Raw genomic sequence first — 17,263 nt, forward strand, 5'->3', positions numbered from 1 at the left:
ATGACCGAACTGCCCAAAACATTCGACCCCGCCGCAATCGAGACCCGCTGGTACGCCCATTGGGAAGAAAAGGGCCTGTTCCGCCCCGAACGGCCGGACGCGCAGCCCTATACGATCGTCAATCCGCCGCCGAACGTCACCGGCAGCCTGCATATCGGCCATGCGCTCGACAATACGTTGCAGGACATCATGATCCGCTACGAGCGGCTGCGCGGCAAGGATGCTTTGTGGGTGGTCGGCACCGACCATGCGGGCATCGCGACGCAGATGGTGGTCGAGCGGCAGATGAACGCCAAGGGCGAGAAGCGCACCGACTATAGCCGCGATGAATTCATCGCAAAGGTGTGGGAGTGGAAGCAGGAAAGCGGCGGCACCATCACGGGCCAGTTGCGGCGGCTGGGCTGTTCGATGGACTGGAGCCGCGAACAATTCACCATGGACCCGCATTTTTCCAAGGCCGTGGTCAAGGTGTTCGTTGAGCTTTACCATCGTAAGGATGCGGACGGTAATCCTGCCCCGCTGCTCTATCGCGACAAGCGGCTGGTAAACTGGGACCCGCACTTCCGCTCCGCCATTTCTGATCTGGAGGTGGAAACGAAGGAGACGCAGGGCGGCTTCTGGCGGTTCAAATATCCGCTGGCCGATGGCGTTCGCCTGGCCGACGGGGCGGACCATATCGTCGTCGCGACGACGCGGCCGGAAACGATGCTGGCCGACATGGCGGTCGCGGTCCATCCCGACGATCCGCGCTATCAGAGCGTGATCGGCAAGGAGATTCTCCAGCCGATCACTGGGCGGCGGTTGCGGATCGTGGGCGATGATTATGCCGACCCGGAACTGGGGTCCGGCGCGGTCAAGATCACGCCGGGGCATGACTTCAACGATTTCGAGGTCGGCAAGCGCGCAGGAATCGCCGCGGGCCAGATGCTCAACATGTTCGATGCGGATGCGAAGGTGGTGCAGACCGCCGACGGGCTGGTGCCGGAGGCGTATCTGGGGCTGGATCGGTTCGAGGCGCGCAAGGCAGTGGTCGAGGCGATGAAGCCGGATTTCTTGGTGCCGCATGTCACCAGGAACAAGGAAGGCGAGGAGGTCGCGGCTGACTTCGAACCGCGTGTGATCCAGACGCCGTTCGGCGACCGCTCCGGCGTGGTCATCGAACCATGGCTGACCGACCAATGGTATGTCGATGCCGCCAAGCTGGCCGTCGCACCAATGGAAGCGGTGCGCGACGGGCGGATCGAGATCGTCCCCAAGACGTGGGAAAAGACCTTCTTCAACTGGATGGAGAATATCCAGCCTTGGTGTGTGAGCCGGCAATTGTGGTGGGGGCACCGGATTCCGGCTTGGTTTGGCGAACCGCTAGGCCTCATGCATTTTCCGCGTTCGAGCGACGACCCAGAATTGTATTCACGGGAACGTCCGATCTTTGTTGCGGCTACCGAAGCTGAAGCGATCGAATTGGCTAAAGCCTATTATGAAGAACACATAGATTTCGACGACCGATCAATCGCTATTGAGGTTGCGGATGCTGGTGGCCATGGTCGGGATGGGCCAAACATCCGGGTAAACATCTTCCGCGATCCCGATGTCCTCGACACCTGGTTCTCCTCGGCGCTGTGGCCGTTCGGGACGCTGGGTTGGCCGGAGGGCGCAACGGAAAAGCCCCTCCCCTTCAGGGGAGGGGTTGGGGTGGGGCCGAGCGATCAGGGGTCACCTATGGGGCAAAGCCCCACCCCCGACCCCTCCCCTGAAGGGGAGGGGAGCAACTCATTCGTCTCCCGCCACTACCCCAATGACCTCCTCATTTCCGGCTTCGACATCCTCTTCTTCTGGGACGCGCGGATGGCGATGCAGGGGATGGAGTTCATGGGTGATGTACCATGGCGCAAACTCTATCTCCACGGCCTCGTCCGGGCGGCGGACGGGCAGAAAATGTCCAAGTCCAAGGGCAACGTCGTCGATCCGCTGGGCCTGATCGACAAGTTCGGGGCGGACGCGCTGCGCTTCTTCATGGCGGCGATGGAGAGCCAGGGCCGCGACGTGAAGATGGATGAGAAGCGGGTCGAGGGTTATCGCAACTTCGCGACCAAACTATGGAACGCCGCGCGCTTCCTCCAGTCGAACGGCGTGACGGCATCGACCAGTCATGAGGCACCCGCCGCGCAATTGCCAGTCAACCAGTGGATTGTCGGCAAGGTCATGGACACGGTCGCGGCCATTGATTCCGCATTGGCAGATCTACGCTTCGATGCAGCAGCCAATGCGATCTATCATTTTGTCTGGGACGAATTTTGCGACTGGTATCTCGAACTCATCAAAGCGGACCTCTCCTCCGTTCGGGCTGAGCCTGTCGAAGCCTCTTCCTTGTCTTCGGAAGAAAGTGAAGCCCTTCGACAGGCTCAGGGCGAACGGGTTGAGGAGACGCGCGCGGTCGCGGGCTGGGCGTTCGACCAAATCCTTGTGATGCTGCATCCCTTTATGCCCTTCATCACCGAAGAGCTTTGGCACGCAATGGGTGAGCGAGACGCTGATCTCATCATTGCACAATGGCCTCTGTTGGTGACGCCCGGCGACACCAATGCACAGGCGGAGATCGACTGGCTGATCCGGCTGGTGAGCGCCATTCGTACCGCGCGGACCGAACTCAACGTGCCGCCGGGCGCGAAGCTGCCGATGGTGGTGAGCGACGGGTCGGAGGAGACACATCGTCGCCTCGATCGGCAGAGTGCGGCGCTGGCGCGACTGGGGCGGATCGAGAGCCTGACCTTTGGCGAAGCGCCGACCGGGGGTGCGGCGCAGATTGTGGTGGACGAAGCGACCTTCATCCTCCCACTCGAAGGCGTGATCGACATCGCGGCGGAAAAGGCGCGGCTCGCCAAGGCGCTGGCCGCGGCGCAGAAGGAGCGCGATGCGCTGGGCGGGCGGCTGTCCAACCCCAGTTTCGTCGAGAAGGCCAAGCCCGAAGCCGTCGCCAAGGCGCGCGAGGATCATGGCGAAAAGAGTGCCGAGGCGGAACGGTTGCAGGCGGCGCTCGACCGGCTGGGGTGAGATTAGGGCACGCCTCTTGAAATCCGTTCGGGCTGAGCCTGTCGAAGCCCCTTTCTTTGAAGAAGAAAGACCCTTCGACAAACTCAGGGCGAACGGGGCGGGGAATCTTCTCCAAGGCGTTGGTGGGATTGGGGAATGAGCATGGCGGCAGGCAACACGGGCGGAAAAGACCTGACGCAAGGGCCGATCGCGTCCACGCTGATGCTGTTCGCGATGCCCACATTGGCCTCCAACATCCTTCAGTCGCTCAATGGCTCGATCAACGCCATCTGGGTCGGGCGCTTTCTGGGGCCACAGGCGCTGGCGGCGACGGCGAACGCCAATATCATCATGTTCCTCATGTTCTCGGTCGTCTTCGGCTTCGGCATGGCGTCCACGGTGATGATCGGTCAGGCCATGGGGCGGCGCGATATGGATGCGGCGCGCCGTGCTTTCGGGTCGGCGGTCGGTTTCTGTATGGGGCTGGCGCTTGTCGTCTCGATCCTGGGCTGGGTGGGCGCGCCCGCGCTGCTGCGGCTGCTGGCGACGCCGACCGAAGCCTATGCCATGGCGCTCGTCTATCTGCGCGTGATCTTCATCGCCATGCCTGCGACCCTCTTATCCGTCATGATCATGATGGGGCTGCGCGGCGTGGGCGATGCGCGCACGCCGCTCATCTTCATGATCGTCAGCGTTAAGGTGGACCTGATCCTCAATCCCGTGCTGATCCTGGGGCTGGGGCCATTCCCGGCCATGGGGATTGCGGGATCGGCGACGGCAACGGCCATGGCGGGTTTCGTCAGCCTGATCGGGATCATCGCCTATACCTATGCCAAGGATCTGCCACTGCGGCTGCGCGGGGTGGAACTGGCCTATTTGCGCCCGGCTGCCGCGCAATTGCGCGTGCTGTTGGGCAAGGGACTGCCCATGGGCCTCCAGATGATCGTCATGTCGGCGTCGGGCCTGGTGATGATCGGCCTCGTCAACCGCGAAGGGCTGCTGGTGACGGCGGCCTATGGCGCGTCGCAGCAGCTTTGGACCTATCTCCAGATGCCTGCCATGGCGATGGGCGGCGCGGTCAGCGCGATGGCGGCGCAGAATGTGGGCGCGGGGCGGTGGGACCGGATCAGCCGGATCACCGGCTATGGCATCGGCTATCAGTTGCTGATCACCGGCACGATGGTCGCGGTGATGCTGACCTTCCACGCGCCATTGCTGGGGCTGTTTCTGGGCGACAATGACGCCGTGATCGCCGAAGCGTGGCATATGCAATTGCGGGTAAGCTGGAGCTTCATCGCCTTTGGCTGCACCATGATCCTGTTCGGGGTGATGCGCGCCAATGGCGTGGTGATAAAGCCGCTGATCATCCTGATCTTCACCCTGTTCGCGGTGCGGATCGGCTTCTATTATCTCGCTTATCCCCGGATCGGTGCCGATGCGTTATGGTTCAGTTTTCCGGCCGGGTCGTTCGTCTCGCTGTTGCTGGCCTATCTGGTCTATGCCCATGGCGGCTGGCGCAAGGCCAAGCTGCTGGTGCCGGTGCATGAAGAGGAATGCCGGGAAACGGTAAACAGCGACGCTGAACCCGCCGGGCGCATCGCGCCAACCGGATAATTACCGCCCTTGGTTGCGCCAGCGGGTGATGGTGCGGTCGAGGATGGCCTCTTCGTCGCCTGACTGCCGCCAAAGAGCGGTAAAACTGGGGTCGCCGGACGCAGGGCGGCGATGTTCTTCCAGATTGTCGAGCGCGACGCGGATCGGCACGGCGACACCCTCGCCACAGATGATCGCCTCGCGGTTGCGCAACGCGGGGATCGAATCAAGGAAACCGCGCGCCCCTTCGGGCATGGCGGCCTTGACGAAGGCCTGATCGCGGTCGTTGTTTAGGCGCATGGCGATGATGGTGCCGCATTGCGACAGCACGCCTTCGGCCAGGTCAGACGGGCGCTGCGTGATGAGGCCGAGGCTGACGCCATATTTGCGGCCTTCCTTGGCGATCCGCTCCAATATCTTGCGCACCGCCTGGCCGTTGCCGCTGGTCGAATTGGGGATGTAGCGATGGGCTTCCTCGCAGACGAGGAGGATCGGCCGTTGCGGTTCGTCGCGCGCCCAGATGGCATAGTCGAACACCAGCCGCGACAGCACGGACACGACGGTCGACGTGATGTCCGACGGGATGGCGGAGACGTCGATGATTGAAATCGGCTTGCCGTCCGAGGGCAGGCGGAAAATCTTCGCGAGAAAGTCCTGCATCGTGTCGGCGACCAGCATCCCTGAAAACATGAAGCTGTAGCGGGGGTCGGCCTTGATCTCGTCAATCTTGGTCTTGATCCGCATATAGGGCAGCGCGCCGGTGCCCTTGTCGAGCTTGCCCATCTCATTTTGGAGAATGGTGGTGAGATCGGAGAGCATATAGGGGATCGGCGAATCGACGGTCAGGCGGCCAATCTGCTCGGCCAGCCGGTTCTTCATGCGGGCCGCGAGCAGGCATTTGGCGAGAATGTCGCAATCGACCGTCCGTTCCGAGCCGGATGAGGTGACGAACACCTCGCAATGTTCCTCGAAATTCATCAGCCAGTAGGGCAGCGCCAGATTGCTGATGTCGAACACCGCGCCATTGGCTGCGAAGGCCGCGCCATATTCGCCGTGGGGGTCGATCATCACGATATGCCCCATGGGCGACAGGTCGCAGATGCGATGGAGGATCAGCGCGGCGCTGGTCGATTTGCCGGTGCCAGTGGAGCCGAGCAGCGCGAAATGCTTGCCCAGCATCTGATCGACATAGAGCGCAGCGCGCGTGTCGGTGGTGGGATAGACGGTGCCGATCTGGACATGCGGCCGGTCATCGGCGGCGTAAATCTGTTGCATATCCTTGCTCGACACCGGGAAAATCTCGGTGCCGGGGGTGGGATAGCGGGTGACGCCGCGCCGGAAGTGAAAGATGCGCCCGGTCAGCTTTTCCTCGTCACCCTCGCCCAGAAAGTCGATGTCGGCGACGATGCTCTGGCTGGCTTGGTCCAGCACCATCGCGCGGACGCTGGCGACCAGCCAGACCGAGCCGACGCGCATCTTGACCTGGCTGCCGACCTGGCCCGCCATCGCCGTGCAGGGATCGGCATCTTGGCCCAATATGGCAAGCCGTTGCGGATCAAGGAGAATTTTCGAACTGGAACCGGCGATCTGGAACACCATGCCCATCGACTGCGCGTTGGCAAGGGAAGCAGGTGCCGCGGTCGGCGTGAATTGATGCGCACCCGGCATATGGGTCATGGCCTTTGTCATCCCTTGGCCCGGAAAGACTTCCGGCAAACACAGGATGTCTAGGCGGCGAAGGTAAATATTGGCTTATTCATCCCTTTCAACATGGCCTGATCCGACAGAATGCGCCATGGCGTCTTAACAAGGGCTAGTCATCCATCCAAAATGGATGGGTCTGATGTTTGGGAACAGGACGAGATGTCGGGCATTGAGCCCTGGCCACTACAGGATATTTTCGTGCCCGAAACGATTGCGGACCATGAAGCGCAGCGCTCCGACGCCATCGCCATAGCGCGAGTCATCTGCATTTTGGGCGTGGTCTATGTTCATGCCTGGACGGGGTTGAACGGGGCGGCGCTCGACGCATTGCGCGGAACGGCACAGGAAAATCTGCGCTGGTTGTTGATGGAACTGTTCGGGCGCAGCGCGGTGCCGTTGCTGGGGCTGATATCGGGCTGGCTGGTGGCGGGGTCGAGCGGCGTGCGCAACTGGAGCGGGCATGTCCGACGCAAGGCGCGGACGATCCTGCTGCCGATGATCCTGTGGAATGGCATCGCGATCCTGCTGGTGTCGGGGGCTGCGCTGACGCTCGGCCTGTCCGCTCCGGTCCCCAAGACGATCTGGTGGGTCATCGACGAAATGCTGGTCGTGACCCGCAATCCGCACATCAATGTTCAGATGCCTTTCCTGCGCGATCTGTTTTTATGCATGGTCGCCGCGCCGTTGCTGGTGCGCATACCGGGCTGGGCGCTGGCGTGCATAGCGCTGGTCGCGGCGGCCTGCCATGTCACAGGGCTAGGCCCGCCGGTGCTGATGCGGGCGTCCATCCTCTTCTTCTTCACCCTGGGCATATTGGCGCGTCGGGGTGCTTGGGAAGAGCGGATACTTCGCTGGCCCCTGGTCTTGGCGCTGCTGCCCTTTGCGTTGTTGATGGGCGCGCAACTCTATCGCGCCATTATGCTGGCTGACAGCGATGCTGTCCTGGCATTGCGGGGATTGGATTTGGCCGCGCGCCTTGCGGCCGTGATCGCCTTCTGGCGGATTGCCTGGATATTGGCGGGGGGCAGGGCGCGCTTGTTGCTCCTGCGGATCGAGCCTTATGTCTTTCTGCTCTTTTGCGCGCATCTGGTCCTGATCTGGCTCGGCGGCCCGCTTTTGGGCAAGCTGACCGGCCGCATGGGATCGCCACTATATCCCGTCTATCTGATCCTGCAGCCCTTGCTGGTGCTGGGCGTCGTGATCATCCTGGGGAGGTTGCTCAGCAGGGTCGCACCCCGTGCCGCGGCCCTGCTGAGCGGCGGTCGCCTATAATACGGGTTCGGGGGTGGTAATCGCCTGCGCCGCCGCCATGGCGATGGCGAAGCTGTGCTTGCGGGCAGCGGGATCGAAAATCTGCCCGGTCAGGATCAACTCGTCGGCCCGCGTGCGGCGCAGGAAGGCGGCCAGATCCCGTTCGACATCGGCTTGCGTACCAATGCTCGACGCGCTCAGCACATCGGCCAGCATCGCCTGCGCCTGAGGCGGGAGCATGTCGTAATAATCCGGCACCGGGGGCTGGAGCTTGCCCGGCTGGCCGGTGCGCAGCCGCACGAACGCCTGCTGCATCGAACTGGCGAGCAATTGCGCATCGGCCATGCTGTCGGCGGCGAAGACATTGTAACCCGCCATCACATAAGGCTCCTTCAACTGGGCCGAGGGACGGAAGTCGCGCCGGTAAATTTCGACGGCCTCGTCCAGCGCGGCCGGCGCGAAATGGGAGGCAAAAGCATAGGGAAGGCCGAGCGCAGCGGCGAGTTGCGCGCCATAGAGGCTGGAGCCCAGAATCCAGAGCGGCACATTCGCGCCTGCGCCGGGTGTCGCCTGGATGCCCAGTCGATCGTCGGCGGCGAAATAGGCCTGTATCTCCATCACGTCGCGCGGGAAATTATCCGCCCCGCCGACAAGCGTGCGCCGGATCGCCTGCGCCACCCGCTGGTCGGAACCTGGTGCGCGACCAAGGCCGAGATCAATCCGACCGGGAAACAGCGCGTCAAGCGTACCAAATTGTTCGGCGATGAGCAAAGGGGCATGATTGGGCAGCATGATGCCGCCCGCGCCGATGCGGATCGTCGATGTCGCCTGACCGATATGCGCCAGCACGACCGACGTCGCGGCCGATGCGATGCCCGCCATGCCATGATGTTCGGCGACCCAGAAGCGGTGATAGCCCAGCCTTTCGGCATGGGCGGCGAGGTCAGCCGTGTTGGCAAGCGCGGCGGCGATGCTGTCGCCTTCGCGGACGGGGACGAGATCGAGCAGGGAGAAGCGTGTCATATCCCCCATATGGGGGCATGATGAGTTTTATTTCAATACGCAATATCAGATGGCGCGGCCAAAACCTTGCGCGGGTGTTTCGGTACGGCGGCCAAAGGTGACGGGACGGCGCGCCACGAGCGGGTTGGCATCGCGATCCAGCAACGCGAGCGTTTCGGTAAAGCAAGGGCGCAGCGCGACGACGGTCTCGATCAATTCGTCGGGCTGTTCACGGGTCTCGACGCAGCGGCGCGCGACCATCTCGATCTCCTCGGCCATCGCGCTCAAGCGATAGGCACCGAACTGCGCCGATTCCCCCTTGAGCGTATGCGCGGGGGTCACCAAGGCGACGGCTTTGCGGGCGCGGAACGCCTCCTCAATCGCCTGAATCGACTTGACGCCATCTTCGCGAAAATAGCCCAATATCCGTGGAAAAGCCGCACCCAGTTCATTCCGGGTCCGGGTAAATTCGGTCCAGTTGACCAGATCGGTCTCTTGATGGGGCACGCGCACCGCTCCTTAGGCTACCCTGTGGAAATAGAGCAGGCATGTAAACAGGCGGTTAAAATCGGGTGGGCATCAGCCCGTGCGACGTAGTGAAAACCGATCCTCGTCAAGTGCTTCGAAGCTCCAGCCCTGGGCCTTGGCCAGCGCGGCCAATTCGGCAGGCGCGATAGGATCGTCAGCCTCCACCAACACTGCATCCGCCCCGCGCATGGCTCGTGCCGCGCGCAGCACGGGCCAGGGGCATTTCATGCCGCGCGCGTTGACCGACACCGGCTCATTTGCTGGCATAGGGATTCTTGGCGCTCCGCAGCGTCAGGCGGACGGGCACGGCGCCAAAGCCCAGTTCCCGCCTTATGCCGTTCACCAGATAGCGGCGATAGCTTTCAGGCAGATCATCCAGCCGCGTGCCAAACAGCACGAAGGTCGGCGGGCGGGTCTTGTTCTGGGTGATGTAGCGCAGCTTGATCCGCTTGCCGCCCGGCGCTGGCGGTGGGTTGGCCTCCAGCGCGGTTTCGAACCAGCGGTTGAGGACGCCCGTGGACACGCGCTGCGACCAGGCGGTGCGCGTTTCAAACGCGACATGGATCAGGTCGTCCAGCCCCTTGCCGGTGGCCGCCGACACGGTCATGATCGGCACGCCGCGCACCTGCGCCAGCCCGTCGTCCAGCGCTTTCTTGATGCCCTGATACAGGGCCGAACCATGTTCGACCGTATCCCATTTGTTGAGCGCGACGACGAGCGCACGCCCTTCCTCCAGCACCTTGTCGGCGATGCGCAGATCCTGCGCTTCCAGTCCGCGCGTCGAATCGAGCAGCAGCACCACGACTTCGGCAAAGTTCACAGCGTTCAAGCCGTCGGTGACGGCCAGCTTTTCCAGCTTGTCCTGTACCTTGGCGTGCTTGCGCATTCCGGCCGTGTCGATCAGGCGGACTGGGCGCTCCACGCCCTCGCGGCTGGTCCACATCCAGTCGACGGCGATGCTGTCGCGGGTGATGCCCGCTTCCGGCCCGGTCAGCAGGCGGTTTTCGCCCAGCAGTCGGTTGATCAGCGTGGACTTGCCCGCATTGGGGCGGCCGACGATGGCGAGCTTGAGCGGTGCGCTCTCGTCATCCTCGTAAAATTCCCGTTCGAACGGTTCATCGCCTTCGCGCTCGACATGGGGCAATAGCGCCTGGAACAGATCGGCCATGCCCTGGCCATGTTCGGCCGAAAAGGGGACAGGCTCGCCCAGTCCCAGGCTGAAGGATTCCATCACCCCATCGTCGGCGGCTTTGCCTTCCGCCTTGTTGGCGACCAGGATGACCGGCGCATCATTGGCGCGCAGCCAGCGGGCGATTTCCTCGTCCAGCGGCGTTATCCCTGCCCGCGCGTCGATCATGAATAAGGCGACGTCGCAGTTTTCGACGGCCGCTTCGGTCTGCATCCGCATCCGGCCGGGCAGGCTGTTGGCGTCCTCATCCTCATAACCGGCGGTATCAACGATGGTGAAGTCGAGGCCGAGCAGATGCGCCTCGCCCTCGCGCCGGTCGCGGGTAACGCCGGGCTGGTCATCGACCAGCGCGAGCTTCTTGCCGATCAGGCGGTTGAACAGGGTGGACTTGCCCACATTGGGCCGCCCGACAATGGCTACGATGGGCAGCATGGAGGCCCGTTTCCTTCTTATCTAAAAAACGCAATGCTCCTGCGAAGCCAGAAGCCCAGTCCAAAAGCGGAGGAACTGGGCTCCTGCCTTCGCAGGAGCATGGCTTAGCACGAATATTCGGTTTAGCGGAACGCCGTCAGTTTCCCGTCATCCGCCAGCACATAGAGCATATTGTTGGCGACAACCGGCGAAAGCGACATGGAGCGTTTCATGTCCACTTCGGATTGCACGACGCCGGTCGTTGGATCGACATAGGCGATCTGGCCGCGCGTCGATACGACGATCAGGCGCCCGCCCGCCAGCACCGGCCCGGTCCAGCGGATCGCCTTGTCCTTCTTCTTTTCCTTCTGCCAGCGGCGCAACTGGCTGACCCAGCGGATTTTGCCGGTCGCGCGGGCGACGCAGAGCAGGCGCGCATCGCTGGTCACGGCAAATACCCATTCGCCCACGACCCAGGGAGTCGAGATGCCCGCAATATTGATTTCCCACAGGCGTTGACCGCTGGTGAGTTCATAGGAGGCCATGCGGCCACCCTGGCCGATCGCGAAAACACGGCCACGGTCGATAACCGGATCAGCGTCGATGTCGGTCAGCGTCGCTACGGCCGTTGAAATGCTGGTGCGCGACAGGGCGTCGCTCCAAAGCGTACGACCATTTTCGTAGCGATAGGCGTTGATTTCGCCCGAACTATAGCCAGCGATCACCGTGCCCTGCGCGGCGGCGGGGGCGGCAACGCCGAAGATCCCCGTAACCTGCAAGGTGCCGCTGTCGGTCCACTGGGTTTCGCCATCGCTCTGGTTCAGCGCGAAAACCTGATTGTCCTGACCCATCACATAGACATGGCCATTTTCCAGCGTCGGCGCGCCACGCAGCGGCCCGGCCAGATGCTTCTTCCAGATAACCGCGCCATCCGCCGCATTGAGCGCGAAGACGTCGCCAAGGCCGGTGCTGGCAAATACCCGGTCGCCGATGGCACTGACGCCGCCGCCGAACAACGAACGGCCATTGCCCTTGCCTTCCGCGGGCAGGTCAGTCTGCCACAATTTCGACCCACTGGTGGCATCGAACGCAATGACATGCGCACCCGCATCGGTCACGAACAGCTTGCCGTCCGACACGACGGGCGCGGCTGCAAGCCGGGCCTGCGGGGAACTGCCAGCAATGGATGCTGTCCACACCTGCGTTGGCGAACCGCCCAGCGCGACATGGCCCATCGCCTTGGACGGATCGCCGCCCGGCTGCGACCAACTGTCATTGACGGCGGGAGCGGGCAGGGTGACCTGAACATCGGCCAGGCTCGGTTCGACCTCGACGCCCTGCTCGCTGCTCAGGATGGACACGCGATTGCCGACCACCGGCGTCTTGGGTCCACCCTTTTTACCACCGATGACGCCGCAACCAGCGACCATCACGATCAGGGCAGTGAGCGTCAGGGCGCGGCCCATGGGCGCAAATCTCTTCATCTTATGCTGTCCCATTTGCTCGTTACCCTTCCGTCGGCTCGGCCGGTATTTCCACCGCGTCGATCCCCATGACGCCTGCCATCTGACGCGCGCGTGAACGGATCGACTGCGGCACATTGCTGTCCTTGGCAAGCGCGGCGAACATCGGCCCGGCAAGGTCGGTCTTGCCCATCTTGGCATAGGCGATGGCGACCAGTTCGCCTGCGCTGCCAAACCAGGGCGCGCCCTCAACGGCGAGCGGCTTGAGGCGATCGACCACCTGCTGGGGCTTGAGCGCTTCAAATTCGAGCGCGGTCTGGCGGATCAGCGCCAGATCGCGATAGGGCTGGTCCAACGCGGTGTCGGCCGCCATGGCGGCATAAAGAGCGATCGCGTTCTTATTGTCGCCCTTGCGCGCGGCGATACCGGCCTTGAGCAACTGGGCCGACGCGCGATAGCCGGGCTGGTCGGCCTTGGTCAGCGCGTCAAGCTGCTTGGCGTCCGGTTCACTGCCGCCAGCGGCTGTCGCCAACACCGCGTCCATCTCTTCGGACACGGCCTGCGACTGGCTTTGCTGATGCTGCTGCCAATAGAGCCAGCCGCCGAAAGCCGCGAGGCCCAGCACCAGCACGACAAGAAGCACGCGGCCATAGCGCTGCCAGAAGGACGTGAGCTGGTCCTGCCGGACGGCTTCATCAACTTCACGCATGAAGGCTTCACTATTTTGCGGCGTCAGGGCCACTGCATTCTCCGGGGCATGGATCAGAAATATGTGAGGGCAGAAGGCGCGATCAATAGCGGCGCTTATGCCACAGGCAAATCACTTTTTCGGGCGATAGACCTGTTCTTCGGTGGGAAAGGCGCGACTGCGCACATCGGCGGCGTAACGCTGGGCGGCACTGTCGATGCTTTGCGCGATAGTGTCGAATCGCTTCACGAAACGGGGGACGCGCTCGAACATGCCCAGCATATCCTCCGTCACCAGCACCTGCCCGTCGCAATGGGCGGACGCGCCGATGCCGATCACCGGCACATCGACGCTGTCGGTGATGGCGACGGCCAGTTCCTCCATCACCCCCTCCAGTACCATAGCGAAGGCACCGGCATCGGCGACGGCGCGCGCGTCGGCCATGATCTTGGCATGTTCTTGCTGGTTTTTGCCGCGTGCGCCATAGCCGCCCAGCGCATTCACCGCCTGCGGCGTCAGCCCGATATGCGCCATGACCGGGATGCCGCGCTGGCCAAGGAAGCTGATCGTTTCCGCCATGGCCTGCCCGCCCTCCAGCTTGACCGCCGCCGCGCCGGTTTCCGCCATGATGCGGCTGGCGCTGGCGAAGGCCTGCTGCGGGGAGGCTTCATAGCTGCCGAAGGGCATGTCGATGATGACGACACTATGATAGCTGCCGCGCACGACGGCGGCGCCATGGGCGCACATCATGTCGAGCGTGACGGCCAGCGTGGATGGCAGGCCATAGATGACCTGCCCCAGCGAATCGCCGACCAGCAGCATGTCGCAATGCGGATCGAGCAATTGCGCCTGCCGCGCGGTATAAGCGGTCAGCATCACCAGCGGCTCGGTCGTCTTGCCCTCGAACTTGCGCCGCTGGATAGCGGGCACGGTCAGCCGCTTCATAGGGGCCGGGGTGGGCGTGGCGCGGCTGGTCGCCGTGTCGATTGTGAAGGTCGTGGACATGGGTGCGCTCTACCCCACCCTGGGCCGGGCCGCAAATGCGCAAAGAAACGGGTGCGATCCAGGGAATCGCACCCGCAGGGTGGGAGCCTGTCAGAAGGAGAATTTGATCGTGCCGCCCCAGGTTTGCGGATCACCCGGCTGGCCCGCGATTAGGCCGGTATTGCCCGGCGCGACCTGCAATGTTTCGATATAGTTGACGTCCAAGGCATTGCGGACCCAGCCGAAGACATCGAAGCCCTCACCCCGGAAGCCCGCACGGACGTTGGAGAGCGCATAGCCCTTCACTTCGGTATAGACCGAAGGCGACGCGTTGGAGTTCCAGCGCGACCGATAATTGCCATCGACGCCGAGATAGGCTTGGCCCTCCTTTGCCAGCAGCGTGACCGGCGCATTGACCTCCGCGCCGTAGGAGAAAGCCCATTTGGATACGCCCGGCAGTTCCTGCCCCGAAATATCGCACTGGCGGGGGCTCAGAGCGCCGGGGACACCGGCTTGCGAATAATCAGGCGTTGCACTGGCGGGCTGAAGCGTGCCGCCCGACAATTCGGGCGGGCAGGGTGCGTTGGTGAATTTCTTATACTTCGCATCCGTATAGGCGCCGTTCGCATAGGCGCTGAAGCGATCGCTTGGTGTGATCTTGAAGTCAGCTTCGATGCCCTGCGACCGGACCTTGCCCGCGTTGGCGAGGTAGCCGCGCACCGTGCCGAACTGGCCGCCATTCACCGTCGCCTGGAAATTCCTGATGTCGGTACGGAAGGCGGAGAGGTTGAAGGTCGCCCGACGACCCCACAACTGGGTCTTGAGGCCGATTTCATAATGGTTGACCGATTCCGGCTTCACCGTCCCGGCGTCGTAATTCACGCTGTTGTCGGCGTTGAGCGGCAAGCCATTCTGGTTGATGCCCAGCGTCTTGAAGCTCTTGGCATAGGTCGCATAGGCGAGGACATCGCGCGCGAACTTGTAGTTCAGGTTGAAGTCGTAGGTGAAGTTCCAGGCACTGTCCGATGGCGCACTGACCTGCGGCTGGTAGACGCCGCACTGCGCGGCCAGCACTGATCCGGCGGCCGGGGTCGGGGAGCAACTGATGAGCTGGCCCTGTCCGTTGGTCACCACGCGCTCGTAGAAGCCCGACTTCTTGTCATAGTTGATGCGCGCGCCCGGCTGGATGGTGAGGGCGTCGGTTATTTTCCAGCTCAACTGGCCAAACAGCGCGGCGCTGTCGCTCTTGAGATATTGCGTGTTGCTGGCGGTCAGGCCTTGCAGCACGCTGGGGTCGTTCGCCAGCGCCCCGGTCAGGTTCCATCGGCTGGCGTCGGCACCCTGCTGTTCCGTGCCTTGGGTGTCGATCCGCTGTTTGAAGCCGAACAGGCCGACGACGAAGTCGATCCGGTCGCCTTCCTGACTGTAGCGAAATTCCTGGCTATATTGGTCCTGTTGCGAGGGGTTTTGCGATCGGGACACGATCGACAGGCCGGTAAAGTCGCGATCATTTTCCGGCTTCCAGTCCCAGAACCGCCAGGCGGTGACGGAGGTGAACTTGCCTGCGCCCAGATCCCAATTCACCTTCAGCGATGCGCCACCAATCTTGTTGCCGGCGTTCAGGCTGGAATCAAGATCGGTCAACCGATCATAGACATTGCGGCTGGGCGTATAGTTGCGGCCGGGATTGGCGGCGTTGATCGCGGCAACCAGGGCGTCATATTGCCGGTTGAGCGCGCGCTGGGTGCGGCCGACCCGCACGAAGGCGGTGCCGAATCCTTCCGGGTCCTGCTTGCTGTAATCGCCCGACAGGGTGATGCTGAGGTCTTCATTCGGTTTGAACAGCAACTGGCCGCGAATTCCCAGATTGTCCTGCTCGTTGATCCAACGGTCGCTGGTGGTGTTGAACAATGTGCCGCGCCGACTGGTCGATGCGATCGCGATCCGCGCGGCGATCGTGTCGGACAGCGGGCCGGATATGGCGGCCTTGGCTTGCTTATAGTTGAGATTGCCGACGGTCAGTTCGGCGCGGCCTTCGAAATCGAAGGTCGGCTGGTTGGTCGTGATGTTGATCGCGCCGGCGGTGGTATTCTTGCCATAGAGCGTGCCCTGCGGCCCGCGCAGGACTTCGACCTGTGCCACGTCCAGGAAATCGAATGTCGCAGCGGCGACGCGCGAATTATAGACATCGTCGACATAGATGCCGACGCCCTGTTCGAACCCGTCGCTGGTCAGGCCGAACGGCACGCCCAGGCCGCGAATGTTGACCGATGTGTTGCGCGGGTTGGTGGTGTAGACCTGCAACGTCGGCGCGAGTTGCTGCAGCTTCACGATATTGAAATTGCCGGTGGATTCGATGCTGTCGCCCCGGATGACCGAGATGGCGAGCGGCACTTCCTGCGCCGTTTCCTGGCGACGCCGCGCCGTGACCACGATCACGTCGCCGCGCACCCGCTGCGCCTCGGCGTCGGACTGGTCCGGTGCCGCGTCCGGGGCTTGCGTCTGCGCATGGGCGGCAGGCACGATGATGGAAGCGCTCGCCACGCTGGCGAGCAACAGGAAACGCGCAATCATAAATATCCCCTTTATGTCCGGATGTCCGGTGGATGTGTGATCGCGGCGATTCCGGTGGTCCGGTCATGGCCGATAGGTCGGGCTTCACGAGCCCGTGGAGATGCCCCACCCTGTTGTCAGGCGGTGAGGCGGGTCTTTTCCGTCACGTCGATCTGCACCACGCGGGCGTCATGCACGGTCAGCGTGATCGAGCCGAACCGCAGATCCTGCAAAACATCGCGCACCTTTTCGATGCTGGCGGCGATGTCGATGCGCGGCGTGTCGGCGCGGCCATGGTGCAAATCGATCGGTCGTTGGTCGGTCATCTGTAACTCCTGCCCCCTCTTATCTCAACTCTATAAGTAGACAAAGAATGAAAAATAGCAGGCCGACAATCAGAGCTTCTCGCCTTTCGGCTTAGGGATGGGCGATGCCAAATAGGAAAAGAGGCGCATGACTGGCTGGTCACACGCCTCCCGGAGGATATCGAACGCCCCGGACCTACCAGGGATAGATCAGCCCATAATATTGATAGACGTTGCGGCCATAGCCATCATCATATTCGGGCCGCTGCTCATCGGCATAGCGGGGCGCATCGTCGAGCACGGCCTTGTCCAGTTCCACGACATAGCCGCCCTGCGCGACATCATAGTCGAGCATCGACCAGGGCAGGGGATAATGATCTTCCCCCATGCCCAGAAAGCCGCCGAACGACAGGACGGCATAGCGCACCTGTCCGCTCTTCTTGTCGACCATGAAATTGGAAATCTTGCCGAGTTTCTCACCTTGTTTGTTAAAGACCGTGGTGCCCTCGACCCGGTCCGATGCGATCAGGTCGCCGCGATTGTGCATAGCCAGTTCGGCCAT

The 17,263-nt window shown here is 62.7% G+C and carries 14 protein-coding genes; 3 read left to right on the forward strand and 11 right to left on the reverse strand.

Features of this window, described 5'->3' with window-relative positions; all coding sequences use genetic code 11:
• Both V2I08_RS00895 and V2I08_RS00900 read left to right on the forward strand, forming a co-directional pair.
• Positions 1–3,051: a valine--tRNA ligase gene (locus V2I08_RS00895; RefSeq protein ID WP_349633469.1), complete on the forward strand. Its 3,051-nt coding sequence runs from the start codon at positions 1–3 to the stop codon at positions 3,049–3,051.
• 141 nt (positions 3,052–3,192) lie between these two features.
• Positions 3,193–4,644 (forward strand): MATE family efflux transporter, encoded by a 1,452-nt coding sequence (locus V2I08_RS00900; RefSeq protein ID WP_349633577.1) that lies wholly within the window; start codon positions 3,193–3,195, stop codon positions 4,642–4,644.
• On the opposite strand, the gene V2I08_RS00905 is transcribed toward V2I08_RS00900, so the two are convergent.
• Positions 4,645–6,300 carry a helicase HerA domain-containing protein gene (locus V2I08_RS00905; protein ID WP_349633470.1) on the reverse strand — a complete coding sequence of 552 codons (1,656 nt, stop codon included), beginning with the start codon at positions 6,298–6,300 and terminating at the stop codon, positions 4,645–4,647.
• Positions 6,301–6,525: 225 nt separating this feature from the next.
• On the opposite strand from V2I08_RS00905, the gene V2I08_RS00910 reads away from it, so the two are divergent.
• Positions 6,526–7,599: an acyltransferase gene (locus V2I08_RS00910; protein ID WP_405053608.1), complete on the forward strand. Its 1,074-nt coding sequence runs from the start codon at positions 6,526–6,528 to the stop codon at positions 7,597–7,599.
• On the opposite strand, the gene V2I08_RS00915 is transcribed toward V2I08_RS00910, so the two are convergent.
• The 10 genes from V2I08_RS00915 to V2I08_RS00960 all read right to left on the reverse strand — a co-directional run bounded on the left by V2I08_RS00915 (position 7,594) and on the right by V2I08_RS00960 (position 17,263).
• Complete coding sequence (locus V2I08_RS00915; RefSeq protein ID WP_349633472.1) at positions 7,594–8,601, reverse strand: LLM class flavin-dependent oxidoreductase; 1,008 nt, start codon at positions 8,599–8,601, stop codon at positions 7,594–7,596. The two genes, V2I08_RS00910 and V2I08_RS00915, sit on opposite strands and share 6 nt — an antisense overlap.
• 45 nt (positions 8,602–8,646) lie before the next feature.
• Positions 8,647–9,087, reverse strand: coding sequence for an Hpt domain-containing protein (locus V2I08_RS00920; RefSeq protein WP_310226058.1), 441 nt, complete (start codon positions 9,085–9,087; stop codon positions 8,647–8,649).
• Between the two features lie 72 nt (positions 9,088–9,159).
• The gene (locus V2I08_RS00925; RefSeq protein WP_310226057.1) at positions 9,160–9,375 is read right to left on the reverse strand and encodes a sulfurtransferase TusA family protein; all 216 of its coding nucleotides are present in this window, start codon (positions 9,373–9,375) and stop codon (positions 9,160–9,162) included.
• Entirely contained in the window at positions 9,362–10,729 is a 1,368-nt protein-coding gene (gene der, locus V2I08_RS00930) for a ribosome biogenesis GTPase Der (protein ID WP_349633473.1), read from the reverse strand. The genes V2I08_RS00925 and der overlap by 14 nt, the downstream gene beginning before the upstream one ends.
• Before the next feature lie 122 nt (positions 10,730–10,851).
• Positions 10,852–12,174, reverse strand: coding sequence for a PQQ-binding-like beta-propeller repeat protein (locus V2I08_RS00935; protein ID WP_349633578.1), 1,323 nt, complete (start codon positions 12,172–12,174; stop codon positions 10,852–10,854).
• 40 nt (positions 12,175–12,214) lie between these two features.
• Positions 12,215–12,913 (reverse strand): tetratricopeptide repeat protein, encoded by a 699-nt coding sequence (locus V2I08_RS00940; RefSeq protein ID WP_349633474.1) that lies wholly within the window; start codon positions 12,911–12,913, stop codon positions 12,215–12,217.
• Between the two features lie 78 nt (positions 12,914–12,991).
• Positions 12,992–13,864 carry a 3-methyl-2-oxobutanoate hydroxymethyltransferase gene (gene panB / locus V2I08_RS00945; RefSeq protein ID WP_349633475.1) on the reverse strand — a complete coding sequence of 291 codons (873 nt, stop codon included), beginning with the start codon at positions 13,862–13,864 and terminating at the stop codon, positions 12,992–12,994.
• Between the two features lie 90 nt (positions 13,865–13,954).
• Complete coding sequence (locus V2I08_RS00950; RefSeq protein ID WP_349633476.1) at positions 13,955–16,417, reverse strand: TonB-dependent receptor; 2,463 nt, start codon at positions 16,415–16,417, stop codon at positions 13,955–13,957.
• 116 nt (positions 16,418–16,533) lie between these two features.
• Positions 16,534–16,722 carry a YezD family protein gene (locus V2I08_RS00955; protein ID WP_349633477.1) on the reverse strand — a complete coding sequence of 63 codons (189 nt, stop codon included), beginning with the start codon at positions 16,720–16,722 and terminating at the stop codon, positions 16,534–16,536.
• 175 nt (positions 16,723–16,897) lie between these two features.
• Entirely contained in the window at positions 16,898–17,263 is a 366-nt protein-coding gene (locus V2I08_RS00960) for a PRC-barrel domain-containing protein (protein WP_096061122.1), read from the reverse strand.

Source organism: Sphingobium sp. MK2, assembly GCF_040170545.1.
Classification (GTDB): domain Bacteria; phylum Pseudomonadota; class Alphaproteobacteria; order Sphingomonadales; family Sphingomonadaceae; genus Sphingobium.

Coding starts and splice junctions, on each gene's coding strand:
- V2I08_RS00895 (WP_349633469.1), top strand. CDS start 1: ATGACCGAACTGCCCAAAACATTCGACCCCGCCGCAATCGAGACCCGC.
- V2I08_RS00900 (WP_349633577.1), top strand. CDS start 3,193: ATGGCGGCAGGCAACACGGGCGGAAAAGACCTGACGCAAGGGCCGATC.
- V2I08_RS00905 (WP_349633470.1), bottom strand. CDS start 6,300: ATGACCCATATGCCGGGTGCGCATCAATTCACGCCGACCGCGGCACCT.
- V2I08_RS00915 (WP_349633472.1), bottom strand. CDS start 8,601: ATGACACGCTTCTCCCTGCTCGATCTCGTCCCCGTCCGCGAAGGCGAC.
- V2I08_RS00925 (WP_310226057.1), bottom strand. CDS start 9,375: ATGCCAGCAAATGAGCCGGTGTCGGTCAACGCGCGCGGCATGAAATGC.
- der (WP_349633473.1), bottom strand. CDS start 10,729: ATGCTGCCCATCGTAGCCATTGTCGGGCGGCCCAATGTGGGCAAGTCC.
- V2I08_RS00935 (WP_349633578.1), bottom strand. CDS start 12,174: ATGGGCCGCGCCCTGACGCTCACTGCCCTGATCGTGATGGTCGCTGGT.
- panB (WP_349633475.1), bottom strand. CDS start 13,864: ATGTCCACGACCTTCACAATCGACACGGCGACCAGCCGCGCCACGCCC.
- V2I08_RS00950 (WP_349633476.1), bottom strand. CDS start 16,417: ATGATTGCGCGTTTCCTGTTGCTCGCCAGCGTGGCGAGCGCTTCCATC.
- V2I08_RS00955 (WP_349633477.1), bottom strand. CDS start 16,722: ATGACCGACCAACGACCGATCGATTTGCACCATGGCCGCGCCGACACG.
- V2I08_RS00960 (WP_096061122.1), bottom strand. CDS start 17,263: ATGGCCGAACTGGCTATGCACAATCGCGGCGACCTGATCGCATCGGAC.